This window comes from Stenomitos frigidus ULC18 (genome assembly GCF_003003795.1).
Classification (GTDB): domain Bacteria; phylum Cyanobacteriota; class Cyanobacteriia; order Leptolyngbyales; family Leptolyngbyaceae; genus Stenomitos; species Stenomitos frigidus_A.
This window is the reverse complement of sequence record NZ_PVWK01000010.1, coordinates 1-12,620: the sequence shown is the minus strand read 5'-3', so window position 1 is coordinate 12,620 and position 12,620 is coordinate 1. Positions and strand designations below refer to the sequence as shown.

General features: G+C 52.1%; 13 protein-coding genes. 6 read left to right on the top strand and 7 right to left on the bottom strand.

Annotated elements, in window-relative coordinates; all coding sequences use genetic code 11:
• Nucleotides 1-75: 75 nt before the first annotated feature.
• From C7B82_RS01370 to C7B82_RS01350, 5 genes are all read right to left on the bottom strand, one after another.
• The gene (locus C7B82_RS01370; protein ID WP_106254520.1) at nucleotides 76-1,254 is read right to left on the bottom strand and encodes a nucleotidyltransferase family protein; all 1,179 of its coding nucleotides are present in this window, start codon (nucleotides 1,252-1,254) and stop codon (nucleotides 76-78) included.
• Between the two features lie 281 nt (nucleotides 1,255-1,535).
• Entirely contained in the window at nucleotides 1,536-2,381 is an 846-nt protein-coding gene (locus C7B82_RS01365; protein WP_106254519.1) for a segregation/condensation protein A, read from the bottom strand.
• Between the two features lie 202 nt (nucleotides 2,382-2,583).
• On the bottom strand, nucleotides 2,584-2,955 hold the full coding sequence (locus C7B82_RS01360) for a lipopolysaccharide assembly protein LapA domain-containing protein (RefSeq protein ID WP_106254518.1): 372 nt from the start codon (nucleotides 2,953-2,955) through the stop codon (nucleotides 2,584-2,586).
• Between the two features lie 422 nt (nucleotides 2,956-3,377).
• The gene (locus C7B82_RS01355; RefSeq protein WP_106254517.1) at nucleotides 3,378-4,460 is read right to left on the bottom strand and encodes an AI-2E family transporter; all 1,083 of its coding nucleotides are present in this window, start codon (nucleotides 4,458-4,460) and stop codon (nucleotides 3,378-3,380) included.
• Between the two features lie 344 nt (nucleotides 4,461-4,804).
• Nucleotides 4,805-6,268, bottom strand: coding sequence for a TM0106 family RecB-like putative nuclease (locus C7B82_RS01350; RefSeq protein ID WP_106254516.1), 1,464 nt, complete (start codon nucleotides 6,266-6,268; stop codon nucleotides 4,805-4,807).
• Between the two features lie 108 nt (nucleotides 6,269-6,376).
• Here C7B82_RS01350 and C7B82_RS01345 point away from each other — a divergent pair, with 108 nt between their 5' ends.
• Together C7B82_RS01345 and C7B82_RS01340 are read left to right on the top strand one after the other, a co-directional pair.
• Nucleotides 6,377-7,573, top strand: coding sequence for an aminotransferase class V-fold PLP-dependent enzyme (locus C7B82_RS01345; protein ID WP_106254557.1), 1,197 nt, complete (start codon nucleotides 6,377-6,379; stop codon nucleotides 7,571-7,573).
• Between the two features lie 12 nt (nucleotides 7,574-7,585).
• Entirely contained in the window at nucleotides 7,586-8,719 is a 1,134-nt protein-coding gene (locus tag C7B82_RS01340; RefSeq protein ID WP_339375092.1) for a glycosyl transferase, read from the top strand.
• A 54-nt stretch (nucleotides 8,720-8,773) separates the two neighbouring features.
• Here the strand turns inward: C7B82_RS01340 and C7B82_RS01335 are convergent, their stop codons facing one another.
• Nucleotides 8,774-9,370 carry a porin gene (locus tag C7B82_RS01335; protein ID WP_106254515.1) on the bottom strand — a complete coding sequence of 199 codons (597 nt, stop codon included), beginning with the start codon at nucleotides 9,368-9,370 and terminating at the stop codon, nucleotides 8,774-8,776.
• 201 nt (nucleotides 9,371-9,571) lie between these two features.
• Between C7B82_RS01335 and C7B82_RS01330 the strand changes: the two genes are divergently transcribed.
• The gene (locus C7B82_RS01330; protein WP_181357303.1) at nucleotides 9,572-9,814 is read left to right on the top strand and encodes an RNA-binding S4 domain-containing protein; all 243 of its coding nucleotides are present in this window, start codon (nucleotides 9,572-9,574) and stop codon (nucleotides 9,812-9,814) included.
• A gap of 52 nt (nucleotides 9,815-9,866) precedes the next feature.
• Here C7B82_RS01330 and purS read toward each other — a convergent pair whose 3' ends face one another.
• Nucleotides 9,867-10,148 carry a phosphoribosylformylglycinamidine synthase subunit PurS gene (purS, locus tag C7B82_RS01325; RefSeq protein ID WP_106254514.1) on the bottom strand — a complete coding sequence of 94 codons (282 nt, stop codon included), beginning with the start codon at nucleotides 10,146-10,148 and terminating at the stop codon, nucleotides 9,867-9,869.
• On the opposite strand from purS, the gene C7B82_RS31840 reads away from it, so the two are divergent.
• The 3 genes from C7B82_RS31840 (at nucleotide 10,136) to C7B82_RS01315 (ending at nucleotide 12,230) form a co-directional block, all read left to right on the top strand.
• Nucleotides 10,136-10,276, top strand: a complete 141-nt coding sequence (locus C7B82_RS31840) for a hypothetical protein (RefSeq protein WP_181357306.1) — start codon at nucleotides 10,136-10,138, stop codon at nucleotides 10,274-10,276. The genes purS and C7B82_RS31840 overlap by 13 nt on opposite strands.
• 128 nt (nucleotides 10,277-10,404) lie before the next feature.
• The gene (locus C7B82_RS01320; RefSeq protein ID WP_106254513.1) at nucleotides 10,405-10,812 is read left to right on the top strand and encodes a Fur family transcriptional regulator; all 408 of its coding nucleotides are present in this window, start codon (nucleotides 10,405-10,407) and stop codon (nucleotides 10,810-10,812) included.
• 83 nt (nucleotides 10,813-10,895) lie between these two features.
• Nucleotides 10,896-12,230 (top strand): ATP-binding protein, encoded by a 1,335-nt coding sequence (locus C7B82_RS01315; protein WP_106254512.1) that lies wholly within the window; start codon nucleotides 10,896-10,898, stop codon nucleotides 12,228-12,230.
• Nucleotides 12,231-12,620: the final 390 nt, after the last annotated feature.

Sequence of the window (12,620 nt, the reverse complement as noted above, 5' to 3'; positions counted from 1 at the left end):
AAGAGGCGTTCCCAATCGGTGTGCCTATCGGGACGTTACCTGTAACGTCCCGACATAAGGTCTTAACGACATGAACTAGACGCCGATGCTTCTGATATCAGCGTTGAGGAGTTCTGCGATCGCCTGCCGTTCGGCTGGAGGATGCGACGGTAGAGCCTGACGAGCATCTGTTATCAGCCAGTCAAGAGACGCGGCCTGTACATCGATCGTGGCTCCCGTCTTATCAACGCAATAGCGACCAAAGACCAGCTTATCCACCAGTCGCACACCGGGACCAAGACGGGCGTATTCAAAGATGACGCTGTTGTCTACGGTTGCTCCACTGCAAATCCAGCAGTTTGGCCCAATCATCGTCGGCCCAATAATGGTGGCGCCGTCTTCGATGTGGGTCATACCCCCGATATACACAGGCCCCTGAATATTCACTTTATCCCAATTGACCGACACATTGAGCCCGGTATAAATGCCCGGTGCCACCTCATGCCCCGGAATCTCGACATTCTTGATCTCGCCGTTCAACACACTGCGAATGGCTCGCCAGTAATCAGGCGTCTTGCCAATATCGACCCACTCAAAGTCCATCGGCACACCATAGAAAGGAGCGCCTTTTTCCACGAGTTTGGGAAAAAGTTGACTACCAATGTCGTATTCTTCACCAGAAGGAATATAGTCAAAAATTTCGGGTTCAAAGATATAAATACCCGTGTTGATGCAGTCGCTGAGTGCCTCTTCGACTGAGGGCTTTTCCTGAAAGGCTTTGATTCGACCCTCATCATCCGTGACCACAACCCCATAGCTGGGGACTTCTTCTTTGGGCACTGTTTTCATGACGATGGTGGCGATCGAACCCTTTTCGCGATGCCATTTGACAGCGGCCGTCAAATCCAGGTCAATCAGCGCGTCACCGCACAGTACAACGAACGTGTCATCAAAGAAGGGAGAGAAGTCTTGGATGCGGCGCATACCACCAGCAGAACCGATCGCCTCACCAACCAGCTCGCCTTCAACAATACGCCCCTCGAACGAATAAGCAATTTGCACGCCAAAGTGCTGACCATCCCGGAAATAGCTTTCAATTTCACTCGCCAGATGGCTCACATTGACCATAATTTCGTTAAACCCATGCTGCCGCAGCAACTCAAGCAAAAACTCCATCACTGGCTTTTGCAGAATCGGAATCATTGGCTTTGGGATGGTGTAAGTGATCGGACGGACACGCGTTCCCTTACCGGCCGCCAGAATCATCGCTTTCATAGATCGTTCATCTCCCCAAACCTTGGCCACTAAAATAGCAGTTAACTGTGTTCAACGCCTTTGAACGCACGGCTCTCAAAGGCAATCCTATGCTGATGCTAGGTGATTTCCAGGATGAGTCAAAGCAAAACGAGTTACTCTTCGTAAAGCCCTATTGAAACCAAATAAATGCTTCATCGCATCTATAGTTAAATTTTGTTACAGACCGACGGATGTCAGACCTTACAGGCGATCGCACGTTTCCATGAGCCCAGCGGATGTCAACCGCAATGTTAACAAACTTAATCAGGCGACGCACGTGCGGCCCAGTCGCTTAGGTCAGCCAAGGCTTCCTCCGAGAGCAGTTGAATCTTGAGATCCTGGTAAAACTCCTCTTGCGACAGCTCTACTTTGGATTGTGCCGACAAGAGCAGCAACGCCCAAAAAATACCGACTCGGTCATGGGTAACATTGCCCGCATGAGGGTCGTGAGGGATGGCTGCTTTGTAGCTGCTGGCTTGCGACCATAGCTCTAGCAGCAAGTCAAAATCGAGCCAGGTTTCTCCCTTCGCAATCGTGTGCCAATTGTCAATAAAAAACTGCTCTAGCGCCATTGCCATTTCTGACAAGTTTTCCTGGTGGGCGAGTTGCGCGATCGCACGAACGGCCTGACTGCGAGACTGCTGCCGGGGACGACGCGCACGTGCTCTCGGAGTCGGATCATCTAGGGCTGTGGCGATCGTGCGCAATTGGTCAATCAACTCTTTGAGGGTGACTCGCCGTCGCTGAGGCGGTTGCGCTACGGCACGACGACGAATCTGGCGCTCCAGATTGGCGGGTAACGCCGAGCCATTCACCCCGTCTGGATCGAGAAACTCCATCTCCTCATCGGCATCGGTTGCAGCCACTGGCTCTGGCTGAGACAGGCTATCGGCTTTCAGCAGCACCAGCATGGAGGCGTACAAAAACGCCTGCCCCGATTGGGATAGAGTGGCTTCGTAAGGTTCGCGCCCGCTACTCAACGGTGCCAACGTACTCAAGAAGCGGTCGATGACTTCAATGACTTTGACATCCCACGGATCAATCTCTCCCCGTTCTGCCAGGTCAATAAGAAAGGCGATCGCGTCCTGTGCAAGGGAAAGGGGCATGAATGAACCTACCGAAGAGAAATTCGGGCAAACCAGGCAGCTGCAATCACAATCAAAACCAGCAGCAGTAACGGCACCCAAAGACTCCAGTGGTTAAGCGGTGTAATCAGGTCGGCAGCCGTCATTTTTTGTATGCTAACTCAGAGTAAGGAGAGTCGGAGCGCACGATCGTGCGCTCCGACCAGAATTTGATCACGGTGTTTTACTGGGCGTAAGCGCCTGTCTCAGCCTCTTGGGTATCACCTTGCCGCGTTTTGGCGGCGGGCAGCAATCGTTGCTGTTCTTCAATTTCCGCTTTGTAGCGTTCCACATTTTCCTCCAGCTCTTGAATCCGGACATCTCTGACTCGCAGATCTTTGCCAGAGTCGATCGCTCGTTGGAGCTGAGCCCAGACGCTAAAAACCCATGCCAGGACTGCGCCAACACCCATTGCCATGATCAGCTCAACGGCAAGCGGCGCTTGCAGTTCAATGCCTTGAGCAATCCGAATCACGGCTGGATCGGTGTTTTCGATGCCAAACAGCACAAGAGCCAGACAAATGACAAAGATGATGACAAAGTTAATTTGTCGCATACTTACTTCCTACGCTTGCGATAGATTGCCTCTGCCCAGAGATTAGACGTGAGCCAGAGGACTGGAAGCGAAGACTGAACAGCACTCAGGGCACCCAAAAGAAAGGATGCTCGAAGTCTACAGTCTCGAAGCCTCAGTCTAAACTCTAGTTACACAATAACTGCTCTCAACAGCTTACTCTTAGACAGGCTGATCAAATTTGTAGCAGACGAAGACGGCAAATAGTTAATGTCGATCGATTGTTTTGAGGTTTGGCAAACACCCTGGAGCGCTCAAAGAGCAGCTTTTGGCCAGGCGGACGCAGGCAGATTGGAGGGGAGGCCATTCACAACTCGAAACGTTTGAAGCTCCATCGGCGTCACCCTCCTCGTTGAGGGACGGCACCGATCGCCACCGACCGACCTTTTTGGCGATCGTTCCTATCACTTATACCGCGAGGCTTTTGAGCTAACGTCTGTGGTCACCACGGGAGACTGCTGACTATACATCGCATCTAGAGTGCCTTTGATGGTACCGGCGATCGGCACCGCGACGAGAACCCCCAGGAAACCGGCCACTTGCAGCCCGGCCAGAAGTGCAATAAAGATCACGATCGGATTAAGTCCGGTAAAGCTGCCCATCATACGGGGTGCGAGCACATTATCGCGAATTTGTTGCACGATCGTAGCGGAACCACCGACCCAGAACGCTAAGCCGAGATCTTGCAGCATAATGAGCAGCGTTACCAACCCAATACCCAGAGTCGCCCCAATGAACGGGATCAACTCGGCGACGCCAATGAGGAGGGCAAACAAGAGCGCAAACGGCACCCTGAATGCCAAAAAAATCGGAATCAGCACAGCTGTCATAAAGATGGCTAACAGCAGTTGGCTGATAAAAAAGTTCTGAAAATTCAACCGCAACGAAATGCTTAATGGGATGCCGATGTGCGGCGGTAAGAAATGGATCAGTCCATGCCAAAGACGATCGCCATAAAGCAACATATAGAACGCCAGCACCAGCACTAAAATGCCGTCAATGAGCCCGCTAACGGTACCCAACGCGACACTCAGTGCCTGTGCTGCCAAGGTCTGGAGCTGACTTTCGATTTGACCATTGATGCGCCCCGTAATGCCCCGCAAATCGAGAGGTAGGTTGCGTGCTTTCGCCCAAGTGTCCAAAGATTGCATGTTTTCGCGACTGGCTTCCAACCAGGCAGGAATCTTCTCAAGGAGTTGGGTGGTTTGCTGGATGAGGAGCGGTACGAGGGTCACACCTGTAATCACCAGCAGCGTGAAGGTCGCCAACAACACAACGATGACCGCCTGGGGTCTGGTCATCCGAGCCCGTTCAAAGAACTGTACTGAATAGTTCAGTAAGAAGGCCAAAATCGCGGCGATCGCAAGCAGCGTGATCAGATGCTCAAAGTAACGGAAAACCTGTGTCAGCAGCCAGACGTTTAACGCCACGATCGGACCGCTCAAACCGAAGATGAATAAACGCTGGAGTTTGGCTGAACGGTGCATCGCAAAACCTGTCGCAAAGGTTTTAAGCAGAAGTGTACAACCCAACTTGCCATAAAACGACCCATCCTGGATCTGGCGGGAGACAGTCTTTCATCTGGCAAGACGTTAGACCTTAACTCTGAAAAGCGCTAGAAGCAGACTGAGCTTTAACTAAGATGTTGTCTGGGCTTCGCAATTTAAGCAAAGCGCTCACGCAACGCACCGACGCATCGGCCGCAAGTTCTTGCAGAAGACTGGCTACCGTTCATGCCTTGCTTAAACTCCAGTACTTTTTGGCGTCTTAATTAAGTTTAGAATTGAAAAGCCACCAGCTAAAAATCCTATGAGTGCGTCTCGAGTTGGACTCAAGCAAGTTCTGCCTGGTAGGTCTCTTGCAAGAAACTTACGAGCCAATCTTTAGCGTGATACGTCGCACGACAATCATCTTCGTTGTAGGTGAGGATTGCATCGAGATAAGTGCGATCGCCCGTTGAGAGCCATTGAGCATACCAGTAAATCGATTGGGCACCATTGGCACTGGGGTCACGCCAGTCAAAACCTAGCCACCGGGCGATCGGCTTTAGCGCATAGCTTTCAACCGGCAGTGTCACCATACGCGTAACCCGCTCGTGCAGGTCAACGAAGCGGGTTAGGAGCGGAAGTATGCGTGGTGGTGGTGTGCCGTAAAGTTTGGCGAGTCGTTCAACCGTCTGGACTTCAAACGGGCAGAAGTGAAAGATCGGAGCAGTGGGATATTGCCAGACCAGATCCAGAAACTGCTCCCACACCAACACTTCGTCTTCAGGTCGCTCGGCAAGGAGCGGGTAGAACGTCTCGGTTTGAGCTGAGCGATCGATCACCAGTACACCATGCAAATAGACCAAATTCAACGCTGGCTCGGCTTCAATATCGAAATAAAGTTCCACTGGCGCGGTGGGTACTTCGTCTAAGAAATTGGGGTTAGTAATACTTTCAATCAACAGCGCCCGGTTGTGCAGCGTCGATCGCGCCTGTCGCACCAGTTTGTAGGCGGTTTCATTACCAAAGCCGGGTAACGGTGCCAGTTGAGCGGCACTCATTTCGGCAACCCCTTTCACCGTTGTCAAATGCAACGCCTGGAGCTGAAGGTAGCGGGTAGGCGTCACGCCGGGTAACAAAGAGAGGTGATGCTCAGTTTTCGCGATCGCGTAGCAATGACCAAACCAATGACACAAGCTACAGCGATTACGCGCAATAAAGACCTCTGGAGCCTCCGATCGCGACAGTACCTGGATGCATTCCTCTAAAATTGCCTGCATCCGCGGCACCATTTCCCACAGGTCTACCGCATAGGCACCCCGTTCTCGCAGCATCAGCCAGGCCGTTTCTGACCAGGCTCCCTGCACCTGCGCCAGCACCAGCATGTGAAAGGCAGTCACAATCTGGTATTCCAGCTTCGGACGCTTGCCTAACTTAATTTCAGTCGGCTCGTATAGCCAATCGCCAAAATGCGATTCCCCCGATCGCTTCACTAACAGATCAGGATTGCTGACCAGCGTGACACCATTCGGGCCTTCTGCCAGCAGCACACCCTGGTAAATGCGCTCGACGCCTTGCTGCATCAGAGCCAAGGTAGCACGTGCGCCTGCATCCCAGTCTCGTGACGCATAGCGGGGTTGGCGAATCTCTTGATCGGCCAGGAGCGATCGCTGGTTGCTTTGGCTATCTTGCAGCAGCTTGAGCAGATAGTCGCTGGGCGGATCTCGCTGGCTGAGATCTCCATACAGGTCTAAAAACGCCCGTCGGCTGCAGCGCTGATAGTTAAGTAGCAGTTCAGCATTCAATAACATGCTTTCAAGCTAACAGGAAAAGTTTAGAGTGACCGTCGTAGAGTGTATCTCTTGTAGAGTGTGTCTCTTGCTAGAATGCTAACGCTTTGTCTCTACCAGTACGTTACCATGACAGGCATTTTTGCTTCCCAAATTTCTCTGGCTAGCTATCGCGAACAGTTTCCTAGTTTAGCCAACAAAGCCTACTTTAACTACGGTGGGCAGGGGCCGATGCCGCAGGTTGCACTGGAGGCAATTCAACAGTCCTATGTCCAAATTCAGCACTTAGGGCCGTTCTCTAGCCAAAGCTATGAGTGGGTTGTAGAAGAGGCCGATCGCACCAGAGGAGCGATCGCGTCAGCGCTGGGAACCACACCGCAAACGATTACGTTGACAGAGAATGTCTCTGCGGGTTGCAACATTGCGCTGTGGGGCATTGACTGGCGATCGGGCGATCATCTTTTGCTCTCTGACTGCGAACATCACAGCGTCATTGCCTCAGTGCAAGAGCTGCAGCGTCGGTTTGGCATTGAAGTGTCTACCTGTCCGCTGCAAGCGACCCTGAATGACGGCGATCCAGTAGCAATTCTGGCGGAACATTTGCGACCCAACACTCGCTTAATTGTCCTCAGCCACATCCTTTGGAACACAGGGCAGCGCCTTCCCCTGGCAGAGATGACGGCAATCTGTCACAGTTACTCCAGCCATCAGCCCATTCGAGTGCTCGTGGATGCGGCACAGTCCGTTGGCATGCTGCCCCTCAACCTGGACGAGCTACAGGCCGATTTCTACGCTTTTACAGGACATAAATGGTGGTGCGGGCCGGAAGGATTGGGTGGGCTGTACGTTCGCCCTGAAGCGCTGGAAGGGCTGCATCCCACTTTTGCTGGCTGGCGAGGCATCACGGTCGATCGCACCGGGCATCCAACGGGATGGAAGCCCAATGGCCTACGCTATGAGATGGCAACGTCTGCCTATCCGCTGTATGCAGGGCTCAGAGCCGCTATTACGGTTCATGACGGATGGGGTACGGCTCAAGACCGCTATCAGCGCCTTCAAACCCTCACTCAACGACTCTGGCAGCAGTTACTCGAGTTGCCAGGTATACACTGCCTACGATCGACGCCACCCGAAACTGGGTTGGTTTCCTTTCAGCTACCGGGTAAGTCCCATACCCAATTGGTGAAGTATCTGGAAGCCAGTGGTTTTATGATTCGCGTGATTCTTGACCCTGATTGTGTTCGCGCCTGCATTCACTACCTCACGCTGGAAGCAGAGATCGACCAATTAGTGGCAGCCATTCAAGAATTTCTGCCCCGTCATTGATTGGGCGTCTGATTGCTACCGACACTCATTGCTACTCAACCTTTTATTGCGATCGCCCGCCAACTCATGCCCCAACCAATTCTTTATGTTGCCATTACCAATCATGGGTTTGGACATGCCACCCGCACGGCTTCTGTGGTTGCCGAAATCCAACGGTTGTGCCCTGAGATTCTGATTATTTTGGTGACAACAGCACCGCGTTGGTTACTGGAGGCTTATATCTCTACCGACTTTATCCATCGTCCCAGAGCCTTTGACATCGGCATTTTGCAAACCGATAGCGTCACGATGGATCAGCCTGGTACGCTGGAACGACTCAAGGAGTTGCGAAAGCAGCAGAACAGTCTGATTGCTTCTGAAGTGAACTTTATCAAGCAGAACCGTGTTGGTTTGGTTCTGGCAGACATTCCGCCGCTAGCTACCCTCATTGCCAAGGCCGCTCAAGTGCCCTGCTGGATGATGAGCAACTTTGGTTGGGATTTCATCTATCGTCCCTGGGGTGGCGAGTTTGTGGAGATGGCAGATTGGATTGGCGAATGCTTTAGCCAGTGCGATCGCCTCTTTCGGCTGCCGTTACATGAACCAATGAGCGCCTTTCCGACCATTACAGATGTGGGTTTGACGGGCGGCACCCCACGCTACAGCGTTGAACAACTGCGAGAAAACTTTGGGTTGAAGACGGATGTCGATCGCACCGTACTGATGACTTTTGGCGGTTTGGGGCTAAACGCGATTCCATACCAGAATTTGCAGCAGTTTGCGGACTGGCAGTTTTTGACGTTCGATCGCAACGCACCTGATCTCCCCAACCTGATCAAAGTGACTGACAATCACTATCGTCCCGTTGACCTCATGCCCGTGTGCGGACGGTTGCTCTCGAAACCAGGCTACAGCACCTTTTCGGAAGCGTGTCGGTTGGGTACGCCGATCGTCTCCATCACCCGCGATGATTTTGCCGAAGCCGCTGTTTTGCTGGACGGCATTCAAGACTATGTACCGTCGCAAGTTCTCACGCCCACCAAGTTTTTTGATAGCGATTGGGACTTTTTGCAGCAACCGTTGCAGCCAGCGCGATCGCAACCCATGATCACAGACGGCAATCAAGACATCGCCCAAGCGGTGATTGATTATTTGATGACACCGTGAGCCGATCGATGAATGCTGTTTAGCACTGAAGCGATCAATACACCTAACCCGCGCTTAACGATTCCGTCCCGCCGAGACAGAGAGTGCCAATATTGTTTCAACATGAAATTTAGTAGCTGGTGAGAACAGTGGCTGTTCTTGTTTTTTCGTGATAGCTTCTAGAGCATCAATCCTGAGGCGCGATACAGCAAATCCAGCGCGATACAACGCCTCCGGTTGTTGCGGCGGTTCCTGTGTTGCGGGGCTCCCAGCACCAGCAAACGTGCGATACTCAACCGCAAAAGCCTCTTGCAAACCCTGAAAGATAGGCAAGTCTGCTTTAGAGACAAACTCGGCATAGCCAGAAGTAATAAGCTCGTTCAATTGGTTTCCTAAATTATTTAAGAGAGACGCAAACTCACACCGAGTCATGGTTGTTTTGTTCACACTGTCTGACGTTACAACTCCATACTTCAGCACCAACGCCTGTAAAGCTTTGATCTGAGCGTCGGTGGGTGGTACTGGTGACGTGCTGTGACAACTCGTTAGTGCCGAAGCTGGTGCAGGCGCTACTGGTGCAGCTTTTGCAGACGCATCGCCCGTTACGACTACTGCAACGGCAGCGATCGCAAACTGGACACACGTTTCCCACGGCTTACTCTGTCTGACCATCGCCCACACTCCACTGACCACTATGCCTGTGATTCTACCAGTCTTCTCAGACTGGATTGGCGATCGCTAACAGGGCTGCCGTTCCGGGAAAAGGGCAACGCAAAGGGTTTGCCTTGAACGCGAGTGCAGTCGTGTGGGGAAGCGGGTTGTAGGGGATAAAGTGTAGGGTGTAGGGAAGCTGCTTACAAAATAGGGGTGGGCATGACAGAGACAGAAATCATTAAGCTAGATCAATTTTTGAAAGTAGTCGGGATGGTGCAGTCTGGAGGGCAGGCGAAACTGCTGATCCAGGCGGGCGAAGTGAAGGTCAATGGTTCGGTGGAGACACGACGAGGACGCAAGCTGGTGTTGGGCGATCGCGTTGCCACGATGGGCAATACCTTTAAGGTCGAACCGTCAACCCTCCAACCGCCCAATGCTGATGAGCCCAATCCGTGGGCATGAATCTCCTCCAGACCCTCTACTTTCTGCGCTCAATCTATTTTCTGCGCTTAATCTATGTACTCATGCCCATAGATGTCGATGCCTCCTTTAGATCAAACCGATAATTCTCAATCACTGGATTCGCCAGCAGTTGATCACAAATGCGATCGAGTTGTTCACGAGCGACCTCTTCACTGTCAGCATTCAAGGTCAATTCAACATATTTGCCGATTCTAATTTGTGCCACATTCTCGTAACCCATATGCTTTAGCCCTGACTGCACGGCTGTTCCGGCTGGATCAAGAACCGACGGTCGCAGAGTAACATAGATTTGAGCCTGGTATGTCTGAGCCACCTTCGTTTCCTGTAATGCAGTTGACGTTATTGATGCTACCGCTTTCTTGGCTCAGTCAGCGGTCAGCGGTCAGCGGTCAGCGGTCAGCCATCAGCGGTCAGCGCTCAGTCATCAGCGGTGAGCGGTGAGCCATCGGCGGTTAGCGGTTAGCGGTTAGCGGTCAGAATAAACTCAAAACTCTCTAGCTTGTCGGCGCAGAGCGCTACGCAAAACTCAAAACTCCTCTTTCCCCCCTTCTCCCCCTTTCTCCTCTCCCATGAAAGCTAGTCGTACTCGTAGCCAGGAACGGATCATCAGTATCCTGAAAAACATCAATCGGGCAATCTCAGCGCAGGATCTGTTCGTTGAACTGCGGAACCGTGATCAGGCGATGGGGTTGGCGACGGTGTATCGGGCGTTAGAAGCGTTGAAGTTGGAGGGTGCGGTACAAGCGCGGACAGTAGCAGGCGGTGAGTCGCTCTACAGTCTGGTGCAGGAAGATAAGCATCATCTCACCTGCTTGCAGTGCGGCGGGTCAATTCCGATCGATGCCTGTCCGGTACATGAACTAGAGACACAGTTAAATCAGGCGTACCAGTTCAAGATTTACTACCACATGCTGGAATTCTTTGGGCTTTGCACACAATGTCAAGCGGCCAATGCGACGAGTGAGCCGATTCATTAGTGCCTTGAGAGATTAATCCAGTGAGACAGATCTAGCCCCGTTCCCAACGCTTTTTTACTCGTCTGCCTTTACTTCTGCCTTTGATGAATACTCACGCGATCGCCCCCGTTCAAACACTTCTCCATCAGGCAGCCTCGCTTCTGGTCTACCAGACCGTTCTTAGTGACGCACCTGGTCAAGCTTTTTTGGCGCTACTGCAAACGATTCGTCATGCAGAGCGCAACACCGCCGCCGACAATACGGAATGTCTGCACGCGTATGGCAATTGGTTCAGTGCGCTGGCAGACTGCAAACAGAGCTGGCAAGACTACCTGCTGACTCAAGTGCTGAATGCTGATAACCCCTTTACTCAACAGGCACAGCGATCGGCTCTACAGGACATATCGCCTGCGTTAGTAGCGGCGGCACGGCACGATCTCCAGGTGCTACAGCAGATTTACACCTGTAGTAGTGATCAGCTAAGCCAATGGGTGAAAGTGGCTGCCCATCTGACAAATAGCCCTGTGGTGTGGAGCTATGAGGAGGCTGCGAATCTGGACTGGTTGCGATCGACATTCCATGAGGCACCCGACTGGGGCGATGGGGTAGAGCCCTTAGCCGCTCACTACCGCAAGCAGGGTGTCGGCCTCTTTGCGCAATACAAAGCCCTGCAATGGCAAGCGGGACAGTTGATTGGCATTGGTTCGCCCGATCGTGTGCAGGTCACAGATTTAGTGGGCTACGACGCTCAAAAAGAAGCCTTGCTGAAGAATACAGCGTTTTTGCTGAAGGGCTATCCTGCGCTGCATGTGCTGCTGTATGGCAGTCGTGGTTCTGGCAAATCCTCGCTGGTGAAAGGGTTACTGCATCGCTATGGGGATGATGGTCTACGTCTGATTGAAGTGGCTAAAGCGGCACTGGCCGATCTACCGGCGATCGTCGAGCAGCTACGAGACTTACCTCAGAAGTTCATTATCTTTGTGGACGACCTATCGTTTGAAGAAGACGATGATGTCTACAAAGCATTGAAGGTCGTGCTGGAAGGGAATCTGACCGCACGATCGCAAAACGTGGTCGTTTACGCCACCTCCAATCGACGGCATCTAATTCGCGAATTCTTTGGCGATCGTCCCCGTCCTAGCGATGGTGATGAAGTCCATGCGTGGGACACCGTACAGGAAAAGCTCTCGTTCAGCGATCGCTTTGGCCTAACTCTAACTTTTGAGCCCGCTAATCAAACGACCTATTTGCAAATCATTCACCATCTCGCTAAGCAAGCTGACATTCAGCTTGACGCAGAGGCGTTAGAATTTCAGGCACTCCAATGGGCGACTCGACATAACGGCCGATCGGGCCGCAGTGCGCGACAGTTTATCGATTTTCTCAGCGCTGAGTTGACAGGAGTGGGGGGTGCGGCAGAAGGTAAAGATAGGAAGTAGGAGACTGGTCACTGACTACCATCTCCAAACTACTGACTCTGTCCAACAGCCAAAAACTAACGACATCATCAGAAAGCAGCCCCACCGCTGCATTTATAAGCCTGGTACCGCATACTATACAGAATTGATCTTCATAAGTAGTAAATTTGGGGAGTTATACTGAAACCTTCTGTCTATCTACCCAAATTAGGATCTTAGGCAAAAGGTTTCAACCTAATAATAGTTATGCCGCGGGTCTTCAGTGGGGCATTTCAAGTTGGTTGGTTGATGTTCAGGAAAAAAGCACCATGACTGAAACAGTTGAAACCCAGATTAAGTAGATCAGGCTTGAAAAGCTCCGGTATGTAAAGTTAGATGGAGGTATCGATTTCAACGATTTGGAGGTGCAGC